Source organism: Pseudomonas sp. F2 (assembly GCF_057174385.1).
Window position 1 is genome coordinate 404755 of record NZ_CM169904.1, and the last position, 25940, is coordinate 430694.

15 protein-coding genes and 1 other RNA gene are annotated in these 25940 nt (G+C 61.3%); 10 read left to right on the forward strand and 6 right to left on the reverse strand.

The genetic code is table 11. From position 1 onward, the window contains the following. Positions 1-408: 408 nt before the first annotated feature. Together rlmKL and AC193Q_RS01885 are read left to right on the forward strand one after the other, a co-directional pair. Positions 409-2679: a bifunctional 23S rRNA (guanine(2069)-N(7))-methyltransferase RlmK/23S rRNA (guanine(2445)-N(2))-methyltransferase RlmL gene (gene rlmKL / locus AC193Q_RS01880; RefSeq protein WP_121184506.1), complete on the forward strand. Its 2271-nt coding sequence runs from the start codon at positions 409-411 to the stop codon at positions 2677-2679. Between the two features lie 146 nt (positions 2680-2825). Then, positions 2826-5213 (forward strand): sensor domain-containing diguanylate cyclase, encoded by a 2388-nt coding sequence (locus tag AC193Q_RS01885; protein ID WP_121184508.1) that lies wholly within the window; start codon positions 2826-2828, stop codon positions 5211-5213. Between the two features lie 137 nt (positions 5214-5350). Here the strand turns inward: AC193Q_RS01885 and dacB are convergent, their stop codons facing one another. Continuing rightward, a complete protein-coding gene (dacB, locus tag AC193Q_RS01890) occupies positions 5351-6817 on the reverse strand; it encodes a D-alanyl-D-alanine carboxypeptidase/D-alanyl-D-alanine endopeptidase (protein ID WP_121184510.1) in 1467 nt (488 codons plus the stop codon). 235 nt (positions 6818-7052) lie between these two features. Here dacB and AC193Q_RS01895 point away from each other — a divergent pair, with 235 nt between their 5' ends. Then, a complete protein-coding gene (locus AC193Q_RS01895) occupies positions 7053-7397 on the forward strand; it encodes a YggL family protein (RefSeq protein ID WP_003223308.1) in 345 nt (114 codons plus the stop codon). A gap of 120 nt (positions 7398-7517) precedes the next feature. Here the strand turns inward: AC193Q_RS01895 and AC193Q_RS01900 are convergent, their stop codons facing one another. After that, positions 7518-8708 carry a benzoate/H(+) symporter BenE family transporter gene (locus AC193Q_RS01900; RefSeq protein WP_041067769.1) on the reverse strand — a complete coding sequence of 397 codons (1191 nt, stop codon included), beginning with the start codon at positions 8706-8708 and terminating at the stop codon, positions 7518-7520. Positions 8709-8982: 274 nt separating this feature from the next. On the opposite strand from AC193Q_RS01900, the gene AC193Q_RS01905 reads away from it, so the two are divergent. Then, positions 8983-9747 (forward strand): GntR family transcriptional regulator, encoded by a 765-nt coding sequence (locus AC193Q_RS01905; protein WP_007961054.1) that lies wholly within the window; start codon positions 8983-8985, stop codon positions 9745-9747. A 181-nt stretch (positions 9748-9928) separates the two neighbouring features. Here the strand turns inward: AC193Q_RS01905 and guaD are convergent, their stop codons facing one another. The 4 genes from guaD to xdhA form a co-directional block, all read right to left on the reverse strand. Then, positions 9929-11233, reverse strand: a complete 1305-nt coding sequence (guaD, locus tag AC193Q_RS01910) for a guanine deaminase (protein ID WP_121184514.1) — start codon at positions 11231-11233, stop codon at positions 9929-9931. Positions 11234-11246: 13 nt separating this feature from the next. Further along, positions 11247-12104, reverse strand: coding sequence for a xanthine dehydrogenase accessory protein XdhC (xdhC, locus tag AC193Q_RS01915; RefSeq protein WP_121184516.1), 858 nt, complete (start codon positions 12102-12104; stop codon positions 11247-11249). 143 nt (positions 12105-12247) lie between these two features. Further along, positions 12248-14647 (reverse strand): xanthine dehydrogenase molybdopterin binding subunit, encoded by a 2400-nt coding sequence (gene xdhB / locus AC193Q_RS01920; protein ID WP_121184518.1) that lies wholly within the window; start codon positions 14645-14647, stop codon positions 12248-12250. Then, positions 14640-16094: a xanthine dehydrogenase small subunit gene (xdhA, locus tag AC193Q_RS01925; protein ID WP_121184520.1), complete on the reverse strand. Its 1455-nt coding sequence runs from the start codon at positions 16092-16094 to the stop codon at positions 14640-14642. Before xdhA ends, xdhB begins: the two co-directional genes overlap by 8 nt. Positions 16095-16361: 267 nt before the next feature. Between xdhA and AC193Q_RS01930 the strand changes: the two genes are divergently transcribed. The 6 genes from AC193Q_RS01930 to ffs all read left to right on the forward strand — a co-directional run bounded on the left by AC193Q_RS01930 (position 16362) and on the right by ffs (position 25754). Next, a complete protein-coding gene (locus tag AC193Q_RS01930) occupies positions 16362-17021 on the forward strand; it encodes a GntR family transcriptional regulator (protein ID WP_047293032.1) in 660 nt (219 codons plus the stop codon). A gap of 2 nt (positions 17022-17023) precedes the next feature. After that, positions 17024-20512: a chromosome segregation protein SMC gene (smc, locus tag AC193Q_RS01935; RefSeq protein WP_095667079.1), complete on the forward strand. Its 3489-nt coding sequence runs from the start codon at positions 17024-17026 to the stop codon at positions 20510-20512. A gap of 259 nt (positions 20513-20771) precedes the next feature. Continuing rightward, entirely contained in the window at positions 20772-21635 is an 864-nt protein-coding gene (gene zipA / locus AC193Q_RS01940; RefSeq protein WP_121184522.1) for a cell division protein ZipA, read from the forward strand. 183 nt (positions 21636-21818) lie between these two features. Beyond that, positions 21819-24176: an NAD-dependent DNA ligase LigA gene (gene ligA, locus AC193Q_RS01945; RefSeq protein ID WP_121184524.1), complete on the forward strand. Its 2358-nt coding sequence runs from the start codon at positions 21819-21821 to the stop codon at positions 24174-24176. A gap of 171 nt (positions 24177-24347) precedes the next feature. Further along, positions 24348-25511, forward strand: a complete 1164-nt coding sequence (locus AC193Q_RS01950) for a putative zinc-binding metallopeptidase (RefSeq protein ID WP_476286586.1) — start codon at positions 24348-24350, stop codon at positions 25509-25511. A 146-nt stretch (positions 25512-25657) separates the two neighbouring features. After that, positions 25658-25754, forward strand: an RNA gene (gene ffs, locus AC193Q_RS01955) — signal recognition particle sRNA small type. Positions 25755-25940 lie beyond the last annotated feature (186 nt).

Sequence of the window (25940 nt, forward strand, 5' to 3'; positions counted from 1 at the left end):
GACGTCAACCTGTGGTCAGTTCTAACCAATGAGTCACAGCGAGGGAATGATCGTTTTGTCATAAGGACGTAACGAAAGTAGTGCTACAGCCATAAGTAACTACGGGTTTCATGAAGGTTTCTGCAGCAAACCCCGGTATGATCAGCCCCGCGCTGGATGATGGGGTTAATCCTTTAGTGAGAATGACCCACGTTTACGCTGGGGTAATATGCGACGAAGGGTCGCTTTAAGACTTTTTGTTTCATCAACTTTTTTATCTGTCCCGGCATCTAAGCTCTTTTAACCCGAGCAGCGGGGATGGAACGGCACACCTTCGTGCCACGCGGGCGTTCTTTTGGAAAAGCGCCTGATTGAAAACCGGATCGGCAATGCGTTGCCGGTTCACTAGCCAAAGGCTCTGGAAATACCATGTCCGATCGTTTCGAACTCTTCCTCACTTGCCCCAAAGGCCTTGAAGGCCTGCTCATCGAGGAAGCCGTCGGGCTTGGCCTTGAAGAGGCCCGCGAGCACACCTCCGCCGTGCGTGGCATGGCGACCATGGAAACCGCTTATCGCCTGTGCCTGTGGTCGCGTCTGGCCAACCGGGTGCTGCTGGTGCTCAAGCGCTTCCCGATGAAAGACGCTGAAGAGCTGTACCACGGCGTGCTTGACGTCGAGTGGCAGGATCACATGCTCGCCGACGGCACTCTGGCCGTCGAATTCAGCGGCCACGGCTCGGGCATCGACAACACCCACTTCGGCGCGCTGAAAGTCAAAGACGCCATCGTCGACAAACTGCGTACCCCGCAAGGCGACCGTCCGTCAATCGACAAGCTCAACCCGGATCTGCGCATTCACCTGCGCCTGGATCGCGGCGAAGCTATTTTGTCCCTCGACCTGTCCGGTCACAGCCTGCACCAGCGCGGTTACCGCCTGCAGCAGGGCGCGGCACCGCTGAAGGAAAACCTCGCCGCAGCGATCCTGATCCGTTCCGGCTGGCCGCGCATTGCGGCCGAAGGCGGCGCGCTGGCTGACCCGATGTGCGGTGTCGGTACGTTTCTCGTCGAAGCGGGGATGATCGCCGCCGACATGGCGCCGAACCTGCGCCGTGAGCAGTGGGGCTTCACCGCCTGGCTGGGGCACGTCCCGGCGCTGTGGAAAAAACTCCATGAAGAAGCCGTCGAGCGTGCCGCTGCCGGTCTGGCCAAGCCGCCGTTGTGGATTCGCGGTTACGAAGCCGACCCGCGCCTGATTCAACCGGGTCGCAACAACGTCGAGCGCGCCGGTCTGAGCGAGTGGATCAAGATCTATCAGGGCGAAGTCGCGACCTTCGAGCCGCGTCCGGACCAGAACCAGAAAGGTCTGGTGATCTGCAACCCGCCGTACGGCGAGCGTCTGGGCGACGAAGCCAGCCTGCTTTACCTCTATCAGAACCTTGGCGAGCGCCTGCGTCAGGCCTGCCTGAACTGGGAAGCGGCGGTGTTCACCGGCGCGCCGGATCTGGGCAAGCGCATGGGCATTCGCAGCCACAAACAGTATTCGTTCTGGAACGGCGCGTTGCCGTGCAAACTGCTGTTGATCAAAGTGCTGCCGGATCAGTTCGTCACCGGCGAGCGGCGGACCCCGGAACAGCGTCAGGCCGAGCGTGAGCAAGCCGCTTACGATCAAACCCCGAACGAGCCGCAAGAGCGCAAGTTCAACAAGAACGGCAACCCGATCAAACCGACGCCAGCCCCGGCCCCGGTGATCGAGCAGCCGCGCCTGAGCGAAGGCGGGCAGATGTTTGCCAACCGCCTGCAGAAAAACCTCAAGGCAATGAGCAAGTGGGTCAAGCGCGAAGGCATCGACTGCTACCGCGTCTACGATGCCGACATGCCGGAATATGCCATGGCCATCGACCTGTATCACGACTGGGTGCACGTGCAGGAGTACGCCGCGCCGAAGTCGATCGATCCGGAAAAGGCCTCGGCACGCATGTTCGACGCCCTGGCCGCGATCCCGCAGGCGCTGAACGTCGACAAGAATCGCGTGGTGGTCAAACGCCGCGAGCGCCAGAGCGGCACCAAGCAGTACGAGCGTCAGGCCGCGCAGGGCAAGTTCAATGAGGTCAATGAAGGCGGCGTCAAGCTGCTGGTGAACCTCACCGACTACCTCGACACCGGGCTGTTCCTCGATCACCGGCCCATGCGCATGCGCATTCAGAAAGAGGCCGCCGGCAAGCGCTTCCTCAATCTGTTCTGCTACACCGCGACCGCCAGTGTGCACGCGGCCAAGGGCGGTGCGCGCAGCACCACCAGCGTCGACCTGTCGAAGACTTACCTCGACTGGGCGCGGCGCAACCTGTCGCTGAACGGCTTCTCCGACAAGAACCGTCTGGAGCAGGGCGACGTGATGGCATGGCTGGAAAGCAGCCGCGATGAGTACGACCTGATCTTCATCGACCCGCCGACCTTCTCCAACTCCAAGCGCATGGAAGGCATCTTTGACGTGCAGCGTGACCAGGTGCAGTTGATCGACCTGGCCATGGCGCGCCTGGCCCCGGGCGGTGTGCTGTACTTCTCCAACAACTTCCGCAAGTTCCAGCTGGAGGAGAACCTTGCCGAGCGTTACGCAGTCGAGGAAATCAGCGCGCAGACCATTGATCCGGATTTCGCCCGCAATACCAGGATTCACCGCGCCTGGAAAATCACGGCGCGTTGACACTTGCCGTGGTTGGATCCACAGAGCCTTGATTTTTAAAGGCTCTTGGATCCGATCAGTGCTAGCCAAATTAATGGCTAATAGCTATAACTCAACGCATGGCCAATGGGTTTTCCCCCGAAACAATGGCGTCGTGAGTTGCCCCTATGTCGTTGCACCCCGTGCGCCCAAAGATTCTGGGTTTTATCAGTGAAGACGTCTCGGCCTGGCTGGTCGCGATACTGGTATTGCTCGCCGGCGGGATTCTCACGGGGCTGCTCGCCTGGGCCACCCTCAATCAGTTTCACCATCAACTGCGCCAACGCTTTCAGCTGCTGGCCAATGAGCGTTACAGCCGCATCGAAGAACGTTTCCAGGATCAGGAACAGCGTCTCGATGGTCTGCGCCGTTTTTTCGCCAATTCCGATTCGGTTTCGCGCAGCGAATTCGACGGCTATGCCAAACCGCTTCTGTTACGCACCCAGGCCTATTCTTATGCGCCGCGGGTCAGCCGTGCCGAGCGTCCGGCGATCGAACAAGCGGTGCGTAGCGAAGGGTTCAGCACCTTCACCTTTCGCGAGCTGAATGCTGACGGCCAGTTGCAGACCGCCGGTGATCGTCCCGAATACGTTCCGGTGATCTACACCCAGAGCCAGAGCCGCTTGCCCACCCCGCTGGGCTATGACCTGCTGGCACAACCGTTGCGCCGGGCGACGCTGGAACGCGCCGATCGCAGCGGGCACATGGCGGTGTCGCAGCCGTTGCATCTGGTGGGAATTGATCCGGCCTATGCCCGGGGCGTCTTGCTGCTGGCGCCGGTCACCGAGGAGGGCGCGGCGAAAGGTTCTGCGCAAGGGTACGTGATGGCGGTGATCAGCATGCAGCAGTTGCTGGCCGACGGACTGCCGGAGGAAACCCAGGATTTCCTCACGGTGCGTATTCTCGACCTGTCCACCGACGATCAGCATGAAGTGCTCTACGAGTCCGCCAACAAGGCCGGGGCCAGCGACCTGTCGGCCACACGTTTGGTTCGCATGGCCGACCATGATTATCAAGTGGACATTCAGCCCAGCGAAGCGTTTCTGCAGGCCAACCATTCGTCAATCAGCAGCCTGGTGGTGCTGGGGGCGCTGCTGAGTCTGTTGCTCAGCGCACTGCTCTACGTGCTGGTCAGTCAACGCCAGCGCGCCTTGCGCATGGTCGAACTGCGTACCCAGGAACTGCACGCCCGCGAGCAGGAATTGCGCGGCACCCACGGTCAGTTGCGAGGCGTGCTGAATGCCGCGACCCAGGTGGCGATCATTGCCACGGATCTGCGCGGGGTGATCAACACCTTCAACCCCGGCGCGGAACAAATGCTCGGCTATAGCAGCGCCGATGTGGTCGGCCACATGACCCTGGAAAACCTGCATCTGCCGCGAGAACTGGCCGCGCGTTCGGCGGAGTTGAGTGCGCGTTACGGCAAGAGCATTCCGACCTGCCACGCGATGCTGGTCGAGGGCGGCGAGGTCGGCGGTCATGAGGCGCGCGAATGGACGCTGGTACGCCGCGACGGCAGTCATCTGCCGGTGAACATGCTCGCCACCCCGGTACTGGATGAGCAGGGGTTGTGGGTCGGGCATCTGGCGATCTGCATCGACATCACCGAGCGCAAGCGCGTGCACGAGGCGCTGGCGGCGCGGGATGTATTGCTGAAAAAGCTCAGCGCCCACGTGCCCGGCGGCATCTACCAGTTCAAGATGGAATTCGACGGGCGCTTCAGCGTGATTTATGCCAGCGACGGCATCCGCGAGATCTACGAGCTGGAGCCCGACGTGCTGCTGCTCAATGCCGAGGCGATTTTTACCCGCATCCATCCACAAGACGTCTCGCGGGTGCGCAGCTCGATCCGTACTTCGGCGGACAGCCTCAGCCCATGGCGCGAGGAATACCGTGTGCAGTTGCCCGAGCGCGGCCTGCGCTGGGTACGCGGCGAGGCGACGCCGGAGGAACTGCCGGGCGGCGGCGTGCTGTGGCACGGCTACATCTCGGACATTTCCGACTTGAAACGGGTGGAGGAGGAACTGCGGGCGCTGTCGGTCACCGACTCGCTGACCGGCATCCACAACCGCCGCTACTTCCAGGAACGCTTGACCACCGAAATGGCCCGGGTCGAGCGCGGCGGCGGTGAGCTGTCGGTGATCATGCTCGACATCGATCACTTCAAACGCATCAACGACCAGTACGGCCATGCCGTCGGCGATCGGGTGCTGCAGGCGGTGTGCGAGCGCATCGGCCATCGCTTGCGGCGGACCGACGTGTTCTGTCGTCTCGGTGGCGAGGAATTCATGGTGCTGTGCCCGGACATCGACGGCGAACATGCGTACATGCTGGCGGTGGAGTTGTGGCAAGGCCTGCGCAGCGCGCCGGTGGACGTGGTCGGGGTGGTGACGGCCAGTTTCGGCATCGCCAGCTGGCGTCCGGGGGAAGGCGCGGATGCGCTGTTGCTGCGGGCGGATTCGGGGGTGTATGCGGCGAAGCAGGGTGGTAGGGATCGGGTGGAGCAGATGAGCTGAGATTCAATACACCACAATCCTGTGGGAGCTGGCTTGCCAGCGATAGGGGCGTTTCGGTCAGCATCTTTGGTGGCTGACATTCCGCTATCGCTGGCAAGCCAGCTCCCACAGGGTTTGGTGGTGTTCGCAGGATCGTATTACAGCGCCGAAGCGGTCTGTGGCAAACGCGGCTGCTTGTACAGATCCAGCAGCACCTGATCCAGCACAGACGACGCGCCGAACGGGGCCTTGTCGTTGAGGATCGCCACCACCGCCCAGGTATTGCCGTTGACGTCCCGGCTGAAGCCGGCGATGGCGCGCACGGTGTTCAGGGTGCCGGTCTTGACGTGGGCTTCGCCACGCATCGCGGTGGTTTTCAGGCGTTTGCGCATGGTGCCGTCGGTACCGGCAATCGGCAGCGAGCTGATGTACTCGGCAGCGTATGGGCTGTGCCAGGCGGCTTGCAGCATGTTGGCCATCTCGCGGGCGCTGACGCGTTCGGCGCGCGACAGCCCGGAGCCGTTTTCCATCACCAGGTGCGGCGCGGTGATGCCTTTCTTCGCCAGCCACTGGCGGACTACGCGTTGTGCGGCCTTGGCGTCGTCACCGTCGGCTTCGTTGCGGTACTTCTGACCGAGGCTCAGGAACAGCTGCTGGGCCATGGTGTTGTTACTGTATTTGTTGATATCGCGGATGATTTCCGCCAGATCCGGCGAGTAGGCGCGGGCCAGCAGTTTGGCGCTGCTCGGGGTCGCGGCGAGGCGATCCTTGCCCTGGATGCTGCCGCCCAGTTCTTTCCAGATCGCGCGCACGGCACCGGCGGTGTAGGTCGCGTGGTCGAGCAGCGACAGATAAGTCTGCGAGCTGCAGCCTTCGCCCAACTGACCAGCGACGGTCACGGTCACGCTGCCATCAGGCTGGGTCACCGGGTTGTAGCGCACGCCACCGGTGCACTGCTTGGAGTTGAGGGCCTTGACCGTGTTTTCGATGCGCACGCTGGCAATCGGCGGTTCCACCGAGATCAACACCCGGCCACCGTCATTGCGCGCGACGAAGCGCAGGGCCTTGAGGTTGACCAGCAGGGAATCCGGTTTGACCAGAAACGGCTTGTTCTCGTCGTTGCCGTCGTCGTTGAATTCCGGCAGTTGCGGCTGGATGAAGAAGCTGCGGTCGAGGATCAGGTCGCCGGTGACCTGGGTCACGCCGTTGGCGCGCAGGTCGCGCATCAGCAGCCAGAGTTTTTCCATGTTCAGCTTCGGATCGCCGCCACCCTTGAGGTAGAGGTTGCCGTTGAGGATGCCGCCGCTCAGGTCGCCGTCGGTGTAGAACTCGGTTTTCCACTGATGGTTGGGGCCGAGCATTTCCAGCGAGGCGTAGGTGGTGACCAGTTTCATGGTCGAGGCCGGGTTGACCGAGACATCGGCGTTGTACACGGTCGGATTGCCCGGGCCGTCGAGCGGGATCATCACCAGCGACAGCGCGGTCGGCTGCAGCTTGCTGGCCTTGAGGGCTTTTTCGACGTTGGGGGTGAGGGCGGTGTTGATGGTGGCAGCGGCAACCGGCAGGGCCAGGGGCAGGGGCAGAATAAGGCCGGCAAGAAAGAGAGGACGCAACGATTTGATCATATGAAATAAAACCCTGCAGAAGAGGGGAAAAATAACGAGGGCATGGATGAAAAAGCCCTCAGTGGTCATGAAAGTGTCGGCATTATGCCCCAAGGTGTAACAGCTTGTGCCTTGCCCGGAGCGGCCATTTCGTTATTTTTTTTACAGGCGGTCGGCCATAGCACCCAGAGAGTCGGGCAATTGACGGCTTAAACTGGTAAAGTGCCGGCCGTTATTACTTAAGAGGATTGTTCCAATGGCGACTAACCGTTCCCAGCGTCTGCGCAAAAAACTGTGCGTTGATGAATTTCAAGAGCTGGGTTTCGAACTGAACCTGGACTTCAAAGAAGACTTGTCCGAAGAAGCCATTGACGCTTTCCTCGAAGCATTCATCAAAGAAGCCATGGAAGCCAACGGTCTGGGTTATGTTGGCGGCGATGACTTCGGTCTGGTATGCCTGCAGAAGCGTGGCTCGGTCAACGAAGAGCAGCGCGCTGCCGTTGAAGCCTGGCTGAAAAACCGTAGCGAACTGACCGGCATGACCGTCAGCCCGCTGCTGGACGTCTGGTATCCGGAAAAGCCGATCAACGCGGCCAAGTGATACTGAAAAAAACGGCGACCTTCGGGTCGCCGTTTTTTTTGGGAAGATCAAAAGATCGCAGCCTGCGGCAGCTCCTGCACCAATCGCTGTAGGAGCTGCCGCAGGCTGCGATCTTTTGCTTTAAGCTTTACGCCAGTTGAGTATCAGCAAGGTCAGCACCCCCGCGACAATCCCCCAGAACGCCGAACCGATGGAAAACAGCGTCAACCCCGACGCCGTGACCATGAACGTGATCAGCGCCGCCTCGCGTTCTTTCACCTCGGTCATGGCAATGCTCAAACCGTTGATGATCGAACCGAACAGCGCCAATGCGGCAATCGACAGCACCAGTTCTTTCGGCAGCGCGGCAAACAGCGCCGCCAATGTCGCGCCGAACACCCCGGCAATCCCGTAGAAAATCCCGCACCAGACCGCGGCGGTGTAGCGTTTGTTGCGGTCTTCATGGGCGTGCGGCCCGGTACAGATGGCTGCGCTGATCGCCGCGAGGTTGATGCCGTGAGAACCGAACGGCGCCAGCAACAGCGAGGCGATGCCGGTGGTAGTGATCAGTGGCGAGGCCGGGACGTTGTAGCCATCGGCGCGCAGCACGGCGATGCCGGGCATGTTCTGCGAGGTCATCGCCACCACGAACAGCGGAATGCCGATGCTGATGGTCGCGGCCAGTGAGAAGTGCGGCGTGGTCCAGACTGGCGTCGCCACTTCCAGGTGAAAGCCGCTGAAGTCCAGCAGCCCCATGAAGCCCGACAGCGCGGTGCCGATCAGCAATGCAGCGAGCACCGCGTAACGCGGCGACAGGCGCTTGACCAGCAGATAGGTGAAAAACATCCCCAGCACCAGCCCGGTACGGTGCTGTGCGGCGACGAAGATTTCGCTGCCGATCTTGAACAGAATCCCCGCCAGCAACGCCGCCGCCAGCGATGCCGGGATTTTTTTCACCAAGCGTTCGAAGCTGCCGGTCAGCCCACAAATGGTCACCAGTACTGCGCAAGTGATGTAGGCGCCGATGGCCTCACCGTAGCTGACACCGCCCAGACTGGTGATCAGCAGGGCTGCACCGGGGGTCGACCAGGCAATGGTGATCGGTGTGCGATAGCGCAGCGACAAGCCAATCGAGCACACCGCCATGCCGATCGAGATCGCCCAGATCCACGAGGAAATCTGCCCGCTGCTAAGGCCCGCCGCTTGCCCGGCCTGGAACATCAGCACCAGCGAACTGGTGTAGCCGGTCATCATCGCGATGAAACCGGCGACGATCGCCGAGGGCGAAGTGTCGGCGAGGGGGCGCAGGCGGGTGTAGGTGGCGTCGTTCATGACGGCGGTGTTCCTTATACAGATGGAGATGTCCGCAATTACGCTGAACCCTGTGTAGGAGCAGGTGTGCGCAAAAGCGGATTCTGCGATCAAGCCTAAACTCAATCGTAACGGATCGTTGCAATACAGCCGTGGTCACAAACAGCCATACAGTCGTGTTGCCACCATCCATTGTGTACAATCGCGCTGTTTTTTACGCGATACTTGCCAGCGACCTACTGTGCCGTATTACAGTCACGGTCTATTCGCCGCAGTTCTCCCGACTCGAGTGCCCATGAACGAACAGTTGCAACCCCTCAAGAAACAACCGCGAGCAGGCAAAGCCGGCCGCAGCGGAACCCAGGACGATATTGTCTACGCGCACATTTTCGAGGCGATCCTCGAACAGCGTCTGGCGCCCGGTACAAAATTGAGCGAAGAAGCGCTGGGGGAAATCTTCGGGGTCAGCCGCACCATCATTCGCCGCGCGCTGTCGCGTCTGGCCCATGAAGGCGTGGTGCTGTTGCGGCCGAATCGTGGCGCTGTCGTCGCCAGCCCGAGCGTAGAAGAAGCGCGGCAGGTGTTCATGGCCCGTCGTCTGGTGGAGCGTGCAATCACCGAGCTGGCCGTGCAGCACGCCACCGCCGAGCAGATCGCCGAACTGCGCCAGATGGTCAACGACGAGCGCGACAGCTTCTCCCGTGGCGATCGCGGCGCCGGTATCCGTCTGTCCGGCGAATTTCACCTGAAACTCGCCGAAGCGGCGAAAAATGCGCCACTGATCAGCTTTCAGCGCAGCCTGGTCTCGCAGACCTCGCTGATCATCGCCCAGTACGAAAGCGGCAACCGCTCGCATTGCTCCTACGACGAGCACACCCAGTTGATCGACGCCATCGAAGCGCGCAACGGTGAGCTGGCGGTGGACCTGATGATGCACCACATGGACCACATCGACAGCAAGCTCAACCTCGATGAGGAAAGTGCGTCGGATGATCTGCATGCAGTGTTCTCGCATTTGTTGCAGACCAAGAAGCCTGGGCGCCCTGCGGCCAAGCTTTGAGCTGACACCGAGTCGCCCCAATCGCTGGCAAGCCAGCTCCCACAGGGATTTGTGGGGTTCACCGAATCTGCGATACACCGGAAAACCTGTGGGAGCTGGCTTGCCAGCGATAGCAATCTGACAGGCAACAAAAATCCCCCAGGCTGAAAAGCGCTGGGGGATTTTTTATGCCTTGGGAAACTCAGCGCTGATGCACCAGTGCACCCGCCGCATACGTCTGCTGCACGGTGCGGTCATCCCCGAGCGTCATCAGCACAAACAACGTTTCGGCAATGTTGTTGGCCTGTTTCAGGCGATAGCTGAGCAGCGGTGTGGCATTGTAATCCAGAACCAGGAAGTCGGCGTCGGAACCCGGTTGCAGGTTGCCGATCTTGTCTTCCAGGCGCAGTGCCCGCGCACCGCCGAGGGTCGCCAGGTACAGCGACTTGAACGGACTCAGGCGCGCCCCCTGCAACTGCATGACTTTGTAGGCTTCGTTCAGGGTTTGCAGCAGCGAGAAACTGGTGCCGCCACCGACGTCGGTGCCCAGACCGACACTCAGCTTGTGCTTCTCGGCCATCGGCAGGTTGAACAGGCCGCTGCCGAGGAAGAAGTTCGAGGTCGGGCAGAACGAGATCGCCGAGCCGGTTTCCGCCAGCCGCGCGCATTCGTCGTCGCACAGGTGCACGCCGTGGGCGAATACCGAGCGCTCGCCGAGCAGTTGGTAGTGATCATAGACGTCCAGATAGCCCTTGCGCTCCGGGAACAATTCCTTGACCCACTCGATTTCCTTGAGGTTCTCGCTGATGTGGGTCTGCATGTACAGATCCGGGTATTCGGTCAGCAACTGGCCGGCGAGGGTCAGTTGCTCCGGGGTGCTGGTCGGGGCGAAACGCGGGGTGACCGCGTAATGCAGACGGCCCTTGCCATGCCAGCGTTCGATCAGCGCCTTGCTCTCGACGTAGCTCGATTCGGCGGTGTCGGTCAGGTAGTCCGGCGCATTGCGGTCCATCATCACCTTGCCGGCGATCATCCGCAGGTCGAGCTTCTCGGCCGCTTCGAAGAACGAGTTCACCGACTGCGGGTGCACGCTGCCGAACACCAGTGCGGTGGTGGTGCCGTTGCGCAGCAGTTCCTTGATGAAGATATCGGCCACGTCGTCGGCGTGGGCTTTGTCACCGAACTGGCTTTCGCACGGGAAGGTGTAAGTGTTGAGCCAGTCCAGCAGTTGTTCGCCGTAGGCCCCGACCATGCCGGTTTGCGGCAGGTGGATGTGGGTGTCGATGAAGCCCGGGGTGATCAGCGCATCCTGATAGTGGGTGATCTCGATGTCCGCCGGCAGGGTCGGCAGCAGTTCGCTGGCGTGGCCGAGGGCGCTGATCTTGCCGCCATCGACCACCAGCAGGCCGTCCTCGAAATATTCGTAGGAGGCTTCGATACCGACCTCGGCGGGGTCGGCGATGCTGTGCAGGATGGCGGCGCGGTAGGCTTTGCGAGTCAGAGGCATGAGGGTTCTCTAATCAGTTTGAGGCTTTGAGTGTGGCGGCCTGACTGCGCCGGGAAACCGGCAGCAGTTTGGCAATCGGTTCGGCGCTGGCGCTGTGCTGGCCGAAATTGGCGTTATAGGTGGCGATGATTTCGCCGGCGATGGAGATGGCGATTTCCACGGGCAGTTTGCCTTTGACTTCGCCGATGCCCATCGGGCAGCGCATGCGTTGCACGACGCTGCTGTCGAAACCGCGATCACGCAGGCGATGTTCGAATTTGACGCGTTTGGTCTTCGAACCGATCAGGCCGAAGTAAGCGAAGTCGTTGCGCTTGAGGAGCGCGGCCGTCAGTTCCAGGTCGAGCTGATGGTTGTGGGTCATGACGATGCAGTAGCTGCCGGCGGGCAGGTCATCAATTTCATCCACAGGCTCTTCGGCGACGATTTTACGCACGCCGTGGGGAATCTGGGCGGGGAATTCCTCTTCCCGCGAATCGATCCAGCGTACCCGGCACGGCAGGCTGGCGAGCAGCGGCACCAACGCGCGGCCGACATGTCCGGCGCCGAACACGGCAATTTGCGCCTGCACCTGGCCCATCGGTTCGAACAGCAACACGGTGGCGCCACCGCAGCACTGGCCGAGGCTGGCGCCGAGGCTGAAGCGCTCCAGATGGGTGTCCTGCTTGCCGCTGGCGAGCATCTCGCGGGCGATCTGCATGGCTTTGTATTCCAGATGCCCGCCACCGATGGTGTCGAAGGTCTGTTTCGCGCTGACGACCATCTTCGAACCGGCGTTGCGCGGGGTCGAGCCGAGTTCTTCGATGATTGTCACCAGAACACAGGGTTCGCCCTGGTTCTGCAGGTCGGCGAGGGCGTCGATCCAGTTGTACATGTTCACCTCGACATCTGTCGTTGTCTGTTCGGGCCGCATCGCTGGCAAGCCAGCTCCCACAGGTTTTGTGGTGTACCGCAAATCCTGAAATCACCACGGATCACTGTGGGAGCTGGCTTGCCAGCGATGGGCCGCGCCTCGGTCTAGAGCGGAGCCAACTCGGTTTCAGCTTCGACCGCTTTCACCGTCTTGAGCTGGCGCATCTGCTCACACCCCCACAACACCCGCTCCGGGGTCGCCGGCGCATCGATCTGCGGTTGATGCTTGTAGTCACCAAGGCTCGCTACCGCGTCCTTGATCGCGCACCACGCGGCAATCCCGAGCATGAACGGCGGCTCACCCACGGCCTTGGAATGGAACACCGTGTCTTCCGGGTTCTTGCGGTTTTCAACCAGTTTCACCCGCAGGTCCAGCGGCATGTCCGCCACGGCAGGGATCTTGTAGCTGGCCGGGCCGTTGGTCATCAGCTTGCCCTTGTTGTTCCAGACCAGCTCTTCCATGGTCAGCCAGCCCATGCCCTGGATAAAACCGCCCTCGACCTGACCGATGTCGATGGCCGGGTTCAGCGAGGCGCCGACGTCGTGGAGGATGTCGGTACGCAGCATCTTGTACTCGCCGGTCAGGGTGTCGACGATCACCTCGCAGCACGCTGCGCCGAAGGCGAAGTAGTAGAACGGCCGGCCCCGGGCCTGGCTGCGGTCGTAGTAGATTTTCGGGGTCTTGTAGAAACCGGTGCTCGACAGCGAGACCTGATTGAAATACGCCAGTTGGATCAGCGCCTCGAAGGTCATGATGTGGTCACGCACGCGCACATGGCCGTTGTGGAATTCCACGTCTTCTTCGCTGACCTTGTAGTGCCGCGCGGCGAATTCCACCAGACGCTGCTTGATGATCTCGGCGGCGTTCTGCGCGGCCTTGCCGTTGAGGTCAGCGCCGCTGGAGGCCGCAGTCGGCGAGGTGTTCGGCACTTTGTCGGTGTTGGTCGCGGTGATCTGCACCCGATCCATTTCCACCTGGAACACTTCGGCCACCACCTGCGCGACTTTGGTGTTGAGACCCTGGCCCATTTCCGTGCCGCCGTGGTTCAGGTGGATGCTGCCGTCGGTGTAGACGTGGATCAGCGCGCCGGCCTGATTGAGGAAACTGGCGGTGAAGGAAATGCCGAATTTCACCGGGGTCAGCGCCAGGCCTTTTTTCAGGATCGGGCTGTTGGCGTTGTAGCGGCGGATCGCCTCGCGGCGCTCGGCGTACTGGCTGCTTTCTTCCAGCTCGGCGGTCATCTCTTCGAGCATGTTGTGCTCGACGGTCTGGTAGTAGTGGGTGACGTTGCGCTCGGTCTTGCCGTAGTAGTTGGCCTTGCGCACGGCCAGTGGATCGAGGTTGAGGTGGCGGGCAATCGCGTCCATCACTTCTTCGATGGCGACCATCCCTTGCGGGCCGCCGAAACCACGGTAAGCAGTGTTCGACGCGGTGTTGGTCTTGCAGCGGTGGCCGTTGATGGTCGCGTCACCGAGGTAATAAGAGTTGTCCGAGTGGAACATCGCCCGGTCGACAATCGAAGCGGAAAGGTCCGGCGAACAGCCGCAGTTGCCGGCCAGGTCCATGGCGATGCCGTGCAGGCGCCCGGTGCTGTCGAAGCCGACGTCGTACTCGACATAGAACGGGTGGCGCTTGCCGGTCATCAGCATGTCTTCGACCCGTGGCAGGCGCATCTTGGTCGGCTGGCCGGTGAGGTGCGCGATCACCGCGCACAGGCACGCCGGGCTGGCGGCCTGGGTTTCCTTGCCGCCGAAACCACCGCCCATGCGGCGCATGTCGACGACGATCTTGTTCATCGACACGTCGAGCACTTCGGCCACCAGTTTCTGCACTTCGGTGGGGTTCTGCGTCGAGCAGTAAACGATCATGCCGCCGTCTTCGGTGGGCATTACCGAGGAGATCTGCGTCTCCAGATAAAAGTGTTCCTGGCCGCCGATGTGCAGCGTGCCTTGAATGCGGTGTTCAGCGGTGGCCAATGCCGAAGCCGAATCGCCACGCTGATGGGTGTGGCTGTCGAGCACGAAGTGGCGTTTGCGCAGGGCCTCGACCACGTCCAGCACCGGCTCCAGATCTTCGTATTCGATGATCGCGGCCATCGCGGCTTTACGCGCGGTTTCCAGATCTTTCGCGGCCACGGCCAGCACCGGTTGACCGACGAACTGCACGTCATCGATCGCCAGCAGCGGATCGCCCGGCAGCAGCGGGCCGATGTCTTTCAGGCCCGGCACGTCTTCGTGGGTGATCGCAATGCGCACGCCTTCGAAGGCGTAGCAGGGCTTGGTGTCAATGCGGATGATTTTCGCGTGGGCGCGGTCCGACAGCCGTGCGTAAACATGCAGTTGATTGGGGAATTCCAGGCGATCATCGATGTACTGCGCTTCACCGGACACATGCTTGGCGGCGCTGTCGTGCTTGACGCTGCGGCCGACGCCGGTGGTCAGGTCCTTGGCGAACAATTCAGCCAGTTCAGCTTGCGTTTTTTCTACGCCGTGATGGTTAGACATAAGCGGTCACCCGAGTCTCGATGTGCGGTGTTTGCAGTTCGATGAAGTATTTGCGCAGCAGATTCTGCGCGCTGAGCAGGCGATATTCCTTGCTGGCGCGGAAGTCCGAGAGCGGCGTGAAGTCTTCGCCCAGTGCGGCGCAGGCGCGTTCGATAACGGCGTTGCTGAATGGCTGGCCGAGCAGCACGGCTTCGCAATGCGCGGCGCGTTTGGGGATCGCGGCCATGCCGCCGAACGCCACGCGTGCTTCAGTGATCACGCCGTTCTCGACGCGCAGATTGAAGGCGGCGCAGACGGCGGAAATGTCATCGTCCAGGCGCTTGGAGACCTTGTAGGCGCGGAAACGCTGCTCGGCCGTGGCACGCGGGACGATGATCTTCTCGATGAACTCGCTTTCCTGACGGGCGGTGACCTTGTAGTCGATGAAGTAATCTTCCAGGTTCAGGGTGCGCCGGGTTTCACCCTTGCACAGCACCACCTGCGCGCCGAGGGCGATCAGCAGCGGTGGCGAATCACCGATCGGCGAGGCGTTGCCGATGTTGCCGCCGAGGGTGCCCTGGTTGCGGATCTGCAGCGAGGCAAAGCGGTGCAGCAGTTCGCCGAAGTCCGGGTATTCGGCAGTCAGCGCTTCGTAGCAGTCGGAGAGGGCGGTGGCGGCGCCGATTTCGAGGCGGTCATCGAAGCTTTCGATGCGCTTCATTTCGGCGACGTTGCCGACGTAGATCATCACCGGCAAGGTGCGGTGAAACTGGGTGACTTCCAGCGCCAGATCGGTACCGCCGGCCAGCAGCCGCGCTTGTGGGTAAGCGTCATACAGATCAGCCAGATCGGCCACGGTCAGCGGCACCAGGCAGCGCTTGTCGCCACTGTTGAGTTCACCGATATCGGTCGGGGCGATGGCTTTGAGGCGGGCGATGGTCTCGGCTTCGCGGGCATCGAACTGGTCCGGCTGTTTGCCGCAGCAGGATTGCTCGGCGGCGGCGAGAATCGGCCGGTAGCCGGTGCAGCGGCAGAGATTGCCGGCCAGCGCTTCGTGCGCCTTGGCCTGATCCGGTGCATCGCTGTTCTTTTGCAGGGCGAACAGCGACATGACGAAACCGGGGGTGCAGAAGCCGCACTGCGAGCCGTGGCACTCGACCATGGCTTGCTGCACGCTGTGCAATTCGCCCTTGTGCTTGAGGTCTTCGACGCTGATCAGTTGTTTGCCGTGCAGCGACGACACAAAGGTCAGGCACGAGTTGAGGCTGCGATAGCGAATGTGTTCGCGGCCGGCGTCATCGGTTTGCAACTCGCCGACTACTACGGTGCAGGCGCCACAGTCGCCGCTGGCGCAGCCTTCTTTGGTGCCGGATTTGCCTACATGCTCACGCAGGTAATTGAGCACGGTCAGATTCGGGTCCAGGGCGTGCTCGCTACGGAGTTCCTGGTTAAGTAAAAACTGGATCACGGAAGGCCTCGCAGACTCATTATTGTTGTTAACCGACGTGAGCCGAATTTAGCAGGTCTGACTTTTCGGTCAATGGTTTTCTGACTTAAAGGTCAGGAAAATCGGTATTGTCGATTAACGCGTGCTCTATTGAGTATTGACCCTGAGCGGAACCCCTGCTTTTTTGCTTGAATCGTGCCAAAAAGCGCCGTGCGGGCACTCCGCCATGCACGTGCATTTGCGCTACACTGCGCCGCTTGTGCAGATCGAAGAGTTTGAAGGACAACCATGACGTTCAAGGCGCCGGACAGCCTCGCCGAGCAAATCGCTCACCACCTCGCCGAACGCATCATTCGCGGCGAAATGAAGCCGGGAGAGCGCATTCAGGAACAGAAGGTCACGCTGGCCCTCAATGTCAGCCGCGGATCGGTCCGCGAAGCCCTGCTGATCCTCGAACGCCGTCACCTGATCGCGATCCTGCCGCGACGTGGCGCCCATGTCACCGAACTTACCGCACACAAGGTGCAGAGCCTGTGCACGCTGATGAGCGAGCTGTACATCCTGCTCGGCAATGCGGTCGCCAATGGCTGGCAGACCCAGGCCGACATGGCGCCGTTCGTGCAGATCCAGCAGCGCCTCACCGCCAGCTATGAGCGTCAGGACATCCGCACCTTCGTCGATGACAGCTTCGCCGTGATGCGCGCGGCGTACCCGTTTGCCAACAACCCGTACCTGCAAGAGACCGTCGAGAACCTGCAGCCGGCCATGAGCCGTGCGTATTTCCTCGCCCTCGAACAGCGCAAGGCGGAAATGAGCGAGTTCCTCGAACTGTTCGAACGCCTGCTGGCCGCTGTCCTCGCCCGTGATTTGCCGCAGATCCGCATCGTGCTGACGGCTTATGCCCAGCGCAGCTGCGATCTGGTGGTCTCCGCCCTGACGGGTGCCTGAGCGTGCGGCTAAAGTGCATCAAACTGGCGGGGTTCAAGTCCTTCGTCGACCCGACCACGGTGAACTTCCCCAGTAACATGGCGGCAGTCGTCGGGCCGAACGGTTGCGGCAAGTCGAACATCATCGACGCCGTTCGCTGGGTGATGGGCGAGAGTTCGGCGAAGAACCTGCGTGGCGAGTCGATGACCGACGTCATCTTCAACGGCTCGACCAGTCGTAAGCCGGTGAGTCAGGCGAGCATCGAACTGGTGTTCGACAACTCCGACGGCACGCTGGTCGGCGAATACGCGGCGTACGCCGAGATTTCCATTCGCCGCAAAGTCACCCGCGACAGCCAGAACAGCTATTTCCTCAACGGCGCCAAGTGCCGCCGTCGCGACATCACCGACATCTTCCTCGGCACCGGCCTCGGCCCGCGCAGCTACTCGATCATCGAGCAGGGGATGATCTCCAAGCTGATCGAAGCCAAGCCGGAAGACCTGCGCAACTTTATCGAAGAAGCGGCGGGCATCTCCAAGTACAAGGAGCGTCGGCGCGAAACCGAAAACCGCATCCGCCGCACCCACGAAAACCTTGCGCGTCTGACCGACCTGCGCGAAGAGCTGGAGCGCCAGCTCGAACGCCTGCACCGGCAGGCCGAGTCCGCCAAGAAGTATCAGGAATACAAAGCCGAAGAGCGCCAGCTCAAGGCGCAACTGTCGGCCCTGCGCTGGCAGGACCTGAACGATCAGGTCGGCCAGCGCGAATCGATCATCGGCAACCAGGAAGTCAGTTTCGAAGCGCTGGTCGCCGAGCAGCGCAATGCCGATGCCGCCATCGAGCGCCTGCGCGACGGGCACCATGAACTGTCCGAACGCTTCAATCTGGTGCAGGGACGCTTCTATTCGGTCGGCGGCGACATCGCCCGGGTCGAGCAGAGCATTCAGCATGGCCAGCAGCGCTTGCGTCAGTTGCAGGACGATCTGAAAGAAGCCGAGCGCGCGCGTCTGGAAACCGAATCGCACCTGGGCCATGACCGTACGTTGCTGCTGACCCTCGGCGAAGAGCTGGACATGCTCATCCCCGAGCAGGAAGTCACCAGCGCCGCCGCCGAAGAAGCCGCCGCCGCACTGGAAGATTCCGAAAGCGTCATGCACGGCTGGCAGGAGCAGTGGGACACCTTCAACCTGACCGCCGCCGAACCCCGGCGCCAGGCCGAAGTGCAGCAGTCGCGGATCCAGCAACTGGAAACCAGCATGGAACGGCTGGCCGATCGGCAAAAGCGTCTCGCCGAGGAGCGCGACTTGCTCTCCGCCGACCCGGAAGACGCGGCGATCATGGCGCTCAACGAGCAGCTCGCCGAATCCGAAGCGACCCTCGAAGATTTGCAGACCAGCGAAGAAGCGCAGGTCGAAAAACTTGAACAACTGCGTCAGGAATTGCAGCAGGCACTGACCGCGCAACAACAGGCGCAGGGCGATCTGCAACGGCTCAACGGGCGACTGGCGTCGCTGGAAGCCTTGCAGCAAGCTGCGCTCGATCCGGGCACCGGCACCGCCGAATGGCTGAAAGAACACAACCTCGCCGAACGGCCGCGTCTGGCCGAAGGCCTGAAGGTCGAGGCTGGTTGGGAGCTGGCGGTGGAAACCGTGCTCGGCGCCGATCTGCAAGCGGTGCTGGTGGATGACTTCAGCGGCTTCGATCTGTCCGGTTTCACCCAAGGGGATTTGCGCCTGCTCAGCCCCGCCAGTGATGGCGTGCGCGTCGCGGGCAGTTTGCTGGATAAAGTCGAGGCGCAGATCGATCTGTCGCCATGGCTCGGCCAGGTCAAACCGGTCGACAGCCTCGAACAGGCGCTGGCCCTGCGCGGGCAGTTGAGTGCCGGGCAGAGCCTGATCAGTCGCGACGGTTACTGGGTTGGTCGACACTTCCTGCGCGTACGTCGCGCCAGTGAAGCCGAGAGCGGCATGCTCGCCCGGGGCCAGGAAATCGAGACGCTGCAGGCCGAGCGCGAAGAGCGCGAAGCCACGGTCGAAGCCATGGAAACCCGCTTGCAGACCTTGCGTGCGCAACAGCGTCAGCAGGAAAACGGCCGCGAACATTTGCGTCGCCTGCTGCAGGATGAGGCCCGCTCACAAGGTGAATTGAAAGCCCAACTGTCCGCCGGTAAAGCCAAGGCCGAACAACTGACGCTGCGCCGCACGCGGCTTGACGAAGAGCTGATCGAGCTCGCCGAGCAGCGCGAGCTTGAGCACGAACAAGTCGGCGAAGCGCGCATGCAATTGCAGGAAGCGCTCGATGCCATGGCGCTGGACACCGAGCAGCGCGAATTGCTGCTGGCCCAGCGTGACAGCTTGCGCGAACGCCTTGATCGCGTGCGCCAGGAAGCTCGCCAGCACAAGGATCACGCCCATCAACTGGCGGTGCGTCTCGGTTCGTTGCGCGCGCAGCACGATTCCACGCGCCAGGCGTTGGAGCGTCTGGAAATGCAGGCCGAGCGCCTGAGCGAAAAACGCGAACAGTTGAGTCTGAATCTGGAGGAGGGCGAGGCGCCGCTGGAAGAGCTGCGCCTGAAACTCGAAGAACTGCTCGACAAGCGCATGACCGTCGACGAAGAACTGAAGACCGCGCAGATCGCCCTGGAAGATGCCGACCGCGAATTGCGCGAGGCGGAAAAGCGCCGGACCCAGGCCGAGCAGCAATCGCAACTGATCCGTGGTCAGCTCGAACAGCAGCGCATGGAATGGCAGGCGCTGACCGTGCGGCGCAAGGCGTTGCAGGATCAATTGCTCGAAGACGGCTACGATCTCAATGGCGTGCTCGCGACCTTGACGCCTGAGGCCAGTGAACGCGCCGCCGAAGAAGAACTCGAACGGATCAATGCGCGGATTCAGCGCCTGGGCGCGATCAACCTCGCGGCCATCGACGAATACACGCAACAATCCGAGCGTAAACGTTATCTGGATGCGCAGGACGCCGATCTGGTCGAAGCATTGGAGACCCTGGAAAACGTCATTCGCAAGATCGACAAGGAAACCCGTAACCGCTTCAAAGATACCTTTGATCAGATCAATGGCGGTTTACAGGCGCTTTTCCCGAAAGTTTTCGGTGGCGGCAGCGCGTATTTGGAACTGACGGGCGAAGATCTACTCGATACAGGGGTGACGATCATGGCGCGGCCGCCAGGAAAGAAGAACAGCACCATCCATTTGCTCTCCGGCGGGGAAAAAGCCCTGACCGCGCTGGCACTGGTTTTTGCGATCTTCAAATTGAATCCGGCGCCGTTCTGCATGCTCGATGAAGTTGACGCGCCACTGGATGACGCTAACGTTGGACGCTACGCACGATTGGTTAAAGAGATGTCGCAGACCGTGCAGTTCATCTATATCACCCACAACAAGATCGCCATGGAAATGGCCGATCAACTGATGGGCGTGACGATGCACGAGCCGGGTTGTTCGCGACTGGTTGCAGTGGATGTCGAGGAGGCGATGGCGATGGTGGACGCCTGAGTCAGCGTGGTGTCGGAAGGGTATGAATAGTCTGTAGGACTTTTTTACCGACTTCGACTTGCTGGCCAATCGACATATTCGCGCAAGCCAACGTGACAGACGGTGTAAAGTTGTCTTTGGTCGTGCTAGTTTAATGTCAATTTTTCGTATACGTGGGCAAAACGCCTGTCAGAACATAGAGTTGGCGCCACGTTTTAAAGCGGTTTGCACAATGTAAACCCCTTATTTTTCAGCATTTTTTATAGAGGCACGGGATTACATGGAAATCGGTCTGCGCGAGTGGCTGATCGTCATCGGCATCATTGTGATAGCCGGTATTCTTTTCGATGGCTGGCGCCGTATGCGCGGCGGCAAGGGAAAACTGAAATTCCGTCTTGACCGAAGTCTGTCCAACCTGCCGGACGAGGACACCAGCGCTGAGCTGTTGGGCCCGGCCCGCGTGCTGGATACGCACAAAGAGCCACAACTGGACGAACACGATCTGCCATCGGTGAGCATGCCGGCCCGCGAAGCACGCGAGCCTCGCGAATCCGGCTCCAAGCGTGGCAAGCGCGGCAGCAATGGTCCGGCCCAGGGCGACTTGAACCTCGATCTGGACCTGGGCGGCGGCCCGAGCTTCAGCAGCCGTGATGACGACTTCGTCGAAGACAGCAAGCCGGCGCCGGCCTTGGCCGACAAGGATCAGCCGCAAGCCGAAGAAGTCCTGGTGATCAGCGTGATCTGCCGTGACGCCGCCGGCTTCAAAGGCCCGGCCTTGCTGCAGAACATTCTCGAAAGCGGTCTGCGTTTTGGCGAGATGGATATTTTCCACCGCCACGAAAGCATGGCCGGCAACGGTGAAGTGCTGTTCTCCATGGCCAACGCGGTCAAGCCGGGTATTTTCGATCTGGACGACATCGACCATTTCAGCACGCCGGCGGTGAGTTTCTTCCTCGGTCTGCCAGGCCCGCGTCATCCGAAGCAGGCCTTCGACGTGATGGTGGCGGCAGCGCGCAAGCTGTCCCAGGAGCTGAACGGCGAGCTGAAAGACGACCAGCGCAGCGTGCTGACCGCGCAGACTATCGAGCACTACCGTCAGCGCATCGTCGAATTCGAGCGCCGCGCCCTGACCCAGAAGCGCTAAGGCCAGAGCGCAGTTGTGGCGAGGGAGCTTGCTCCCGCTCGGTGGCGAAGCCGCCGTGATTTTGGGGCTGCTGCGCAGCCCGGCGGGAGCAAGCTCCCTCGCCACAATGTCCATAGCCCTGAGCCACTGTGATTTAGAGATTGAGCAGCCTCGGCTGCTCTTTTGCTTTATGAGAGAACACCCATGACCGCCGCCAAAAACCGCATTCTAGAGCTGCGTGCTGAACTCGATCAGCACAACTACCGGTACCACGTCCTCGACGAGCCGAGCATTCCGGACGCCGAGTACGACCGGTTGTTCCACGAGCTCAAGGCGCTGGAGGCGGCCAATCCCGAACTGATCACCAGCGACTCGCCGACCCAGCGTGTCGGCAGCGTGGCGTTGACTGCATTCACCCAGGTGCGTCACGAAGTGCCGATGCTCAGCCTCGGCAACGCCTTCGAAGAAACCGACATGCGCGAGTTCGACCGCCGGGTGACCGAAGGTCTGGATCTGCCGGCCGGTGATCTGTTCGGTGGCGGTGCGGCGGTGGAATACAGCTGTGAGCCGAAACTCGATGGCCTGGCGGTCAGCCTGCTGTATCAGGACGGTGTGCTGGTACGCGGCGCTACCCGTGGCGATGGCACCACCGGTGAAGACATCAGCGTCAACGTGCGCACGGTGCGCAACATTCCATTGAAGCTGCATGGCGAAGGCTGGCCGGCGACTCTGGAAGTGCGTGGTGAAGTATTTATGTCCAAGGCCGGTTTCGAGCGCCTTAACGCTTCGCAACTGGAAGTCGGCGGCAAGACCTTCGCCAACCCGCGCAATGCCGCGGCCGGCAGCCTGCGTCAGCTGGATTCAAAGATCACCGCCAACCGCCCGCTGGAATTCTGCTGTTACGGCATCGGCCAGGTCTCCCACGATATCTCCGATACCCACATCGGCAACCTCAAGCAGTTGCAGAAGTGGGGCCTGCCGATCAGTCACGAGTTGAAACTGGCCAAAGGCATCGGCGAGTGCCTGGATTACTACCGCGACATCGGCGAACGGCGTAACGCGCTGGCCTACGAAATCGACGGTGTGGTGTTCAAGGTCAACAGCATCGCCGATCAGCGCGAGCTGGGTTTCCGTGCCCGCGAGCCGCGCTGGGCGATTGCGCACAAATTCCCGGCCATGGAAGAGCTCACCGAGCTGCTCGACGTGGAATTTCAGGTCGGCCGTACCGGCGCGGTCACGCCGGTGGCGCGGCTGAAACCGGTCAAGGTCGCGGGCGTCACCGTGGCCAACGCCACCCTGCACAACATGGACGAAGTGGCGCGCCTGGGCCTGATGATCGGCGACACCGTGATCATCCGCCGCGCCGGAGACGTGATCCCGCAGGTGGTGCAAGTGGTCACCGAACGTCGCCCCGAGAATGCGCGTCCTGTAGCGATTCCAGAGAACTGCCCGGTCTGCGGCTCCCATGTCGAGCGCACGCAACTGGTCAAACGCAGCAAGGGCAAGGAAACCATCAGCGAAGGCGCAGTGTACCGCTGCGTAGGCCGTCTGGCCTGCGGTGCGCAACTGAAGCAGGCGATCATTCACTTCGTCTCGCGTCGGGCGATGGACATTGAAGGCCTTGGCGACAAGAGCGTCGAGCAACTGGTCGACGAAGGTCTGGTCAGTTCGCCGGCCGATCTGTATGCGCTGAAGTTCGACGACATTGTCGATCTGGAAGGCTTCGCTGAAGTCTCCAGCAACAAGCTGCTGGCGGCGATTGAAGACAGCAAGCAGCCGGGGCTGGCGCGGTTCATTTATGCGCTGGGCATTCCCGACGTCGGCGAGGAGACGGCCAAAGTGTTGGCGCGCTCGCTCGGTTCGCTGGAGCGCGTGCAGCAGGCGTTGCCGCAAGTGCTGACCTACCTGCCGGATATCGGCCTGGAAGTGGCGCACGAGATTCACAGCTTCTTTGAAGATGCGCATAACCAGCAGGTGATCAGCGAGTTGTTGGGGCATGGCCTGCAGATTCAGGATCAGGGCGAACTGGGCGCCGAGTTCGCCGCCAGCACCACCCTTGGCGGTCTGCTCGACAAGCTGCACATTCCCTTTGTCGGCCCGGGCGGCGCGCAGAAACTGGCAGACAAGTTCGGTTCGCTGGACGCGGTGATGAATGCCGACTGGCTGGACATGCGCCAGGCGCTGCCGGAGAAGCAGGCCAATTCGGTGCGTGAGTTTTTTGCTGTGGCCGAGCACCGGCAGATTGCCGAAGCGGCGGAGAAACAGCTGCGTGATTTCGGCATGCACTGGCTCAGCGAGAAGAAAGTCGTCGAAGGCCTGCCGTTGTCCGGCGAAACCTGGGTGCTGACCGGCAAGGTCGAGCTGATGAGCCGTGATGTGGCCAAGGAACATCTGGAAAGCCTTGGCGCCAAGGTCGCCGGTTCGGTATCGGCCAAGACCCACTGCGTAGTGGCGGGGCCCGGAGCCGGTTCGAAATTGACCAAGGCCAATGAGCTGGGGGTGAAGGTGATGGACGAAGAGGCGTTTATCGCTTTCCTGAAGGGACACGGTCTGTCCGTTTAAGAACAAAAGATCGCAGCCTTCGGCAGCTCCTACAGGGGATCAATGTGGCAAGACACTAATTCTGTAGGAGCTGCCGCAGGCTGCGATCTTTTGCTTTTCCCCACACAAAGCGTGGGAACGATCAGCGCACGAGGATGATCTAGTCTTGGCAAGCCCCAGGGAGAGATCGCCATGTACCGCTTTTTCGAGCAGCTCAGTTCTCGCATCGTCGCGCCGTTCATGGGCGAGTCTTCACGCAACAGCAAAATCTGGCCGTGCCGCTGCGGCCAGTCGCTGTTCTTTCGCAACAGCCAGTGCCTGGCTTGCAGCGCCATGCTTGGCTATCAGCCTGAAGCAAGTCGCCTGACCTCGCTGAAGCCCGGGCCGCAGGACGGTAGCTGGACACTCGATGCCGATCCCGATGCCGGATTGTTCCGCCGCTGCGCCAATCTCGACACTCCCGCCGCCTGCAATTGGCTGCTGCCGGATAAAGGCCGCGATAGCCTGTGCGTCGCCTGCAGCCTCAATCGCACCATCCCCGACCTGTCGGTGCCGGAAAACCCTGAGCGCTGGCGCAAAGTGGAAATCGCCAAACGCCGGCTGGTGGCGCAACTGATCACCCTCGGGCTGCCGGTCATCCCGAAAACCGTGGATGAAGAGCGCGGCCTGGCCTTTGATTTCATCGGCGTCGACCTCGAAGGCAACGCGCCAATGACCGGCCACGCCAACGGCCTGATCACCCTCGACATCAAAGAAGCCGACGACGCCCATCGCGAGCAGGTGCGGGCGGCGATGCATGAACCTTATCGCACGCTGCTCGGGCATTTCCGGCATGAGGTCGGGCATTATTACTGGGATCGTCTGATCGCCAACGGCCCGTGGCTCGAAGCCTTCCGCAACCTGTTCGGCGACGAGCGCGCCAGTTACGCCGAAGCGCTCGACCGTCACTATCAACAAGGCGCGCCGCTGGACTGGCCGCAACACTACGTCAGCGCCTACGCGACCATGCACCCGTGGGAAGACTGGGCGGAAACCTGGGCGCATTACCTGCACATGATGGACGCGGTGGACACCGCACTGGGTTTCGGCATGAGTGCACGGGAGATGGACTTCGACTATCAGCCGTTTCCACCCAGCACACTGTATGACCCAGAGCATCCCGGCGGCGCGGCGTTCCTGTCGTTCGTCAATGCGTGGATCGAACTGGCGGGCATGCTCAACGAACTGTCGCGCAGCATGGGGCAGCCGGATTTCTACCCGTTCGTGCTGCCGGCGGCGGCGATTGCCAAGCTGCACTTCATTCATCTGGTGATCCAGCAGGCGGGCGGCAAAGCGGACGAGGTGCTGACCCTGTAGGCGCTGCCGCAGGCTGCGATCTTTTCGGGCTCAGCGCATGTCCTTGAACCCGTTCATATTTTTATCTGCAACCAACGGTTGTAACTTCATCTCAGACAGGTACAATGGCGCGGCTCGCCGACAGGTGAGTGTCGTTATGGTGACCCCATCGGTCCCCCCGCAACGATTACCCGTGAACCTGGTCAGATCCGGAAGGAAGCAGCCACAGCGGGAACATTGTGTGCCGGGGTGTGGCTGGTGGGGTTACCACCTTAACGAACAAAGAACGCTTCAACAGAACTGCATGGGTTTCGCCCACTGCGGTTTTTTTATGCCTGCGATTTGGGCTTTCACGCCAGCCCCTGTGGGAGCAAGCCTGCTCTTGAAGGCAGCCACCCCGATGCCTGTTCAGCCACCAAGGTTGAACAGTGGCATACTCCACCGTCTTGC

Bases quoted from the DNA above. Each gene is read 5' to 3' on its own strand.
- rlmKL (WP_121184506.1), top strand. From the start codon at position 409: ATGTCCGATCGTTTCGAACTCTTCCTCACTTGCCCCAAAGGCCTTGAA.
- AC193Q_RS01885 (WP_121184508.1), top strand. From the start codon at position 2,826: ATGTCGTTGCACCCCGTGCGCCCAAAGATTCTGGGTTTTATCAGTGAA.
- dacB (WP_121184510.1), bottom strand. From the start codon at position 6,817: ATGATCAAATCGTTGCGTCCTCTCTTTCTTGCCGGCCTTATTCTGCCC.
- AC193Q_RS01895 (WP_003223308.1), top strand. From the start codon at position 7,053: ATGGCGACTAACCGTTCCCAGCGTCTGCGCAAAAAACTGTGCGTTGAT.
- AC193Q_RS01900 (WP_041067769.1), bottom strand. From the start codon at position 8,708: ATGAACGACGCCACCTACACCCGCCTGCGCCCCCTCGCCGACACTTCG.
- AC193Q_RS01905 (WP_007961054.1), top strand. From the start codon at position 8,983: ATGAACGAACAGTTGCAACCCCTCAAGAAACAACCGCGAGCAGGCAAA.
- guaD (WP_121184514.1), bottom strand. From the start codon at position 11,233: ATGCCTCTGACTCGCAAAGCCTACCGCGCCGCCATCCTGCACAGCATC.
- xdhC (WP_121184516.1), bottom strand. From the start codon at position 12,104: ATGTACAACTGGATCGACGCCCTCGCCGACCTGCAGAACCAGGGCGAA.
- xdhB (WP_121184518.1), bottom strand. From the start codon at position 14,647: ATGTCTAACCATCACGGCGTAGAAAAAACGCAAGCTGAACTGGCTGAA.
- AC193Q_RS01930 (WP_047293032.1), top strand. From the start codon at position 16,362: ATGACGTTCAAGGCGCCGGACAGCCTCGCCGAGCAAATCGCTCACCAC.
- zipA (WP_121184522.1), top strand. From the start codon at position 20,772: ATGGAAATCGGTCTGCGCGAGTGGCTGATCGTCATCGGCATCATTGTG.
- ligA (WP_121184524.1), top strand. From the start codon at position 21,819: ATGACCGCCGCCAAAAACCGCATTCTAGAGCTGCGTGCTGAACTCGAT.
- AC193Q_RS01950 (WP_476286586.1), top strand. From the start codon at position 24,348: ATGTACCGCTTTTTCGAGCAGCTCAGTTCTCGCATCGTCGCGCCGTTC.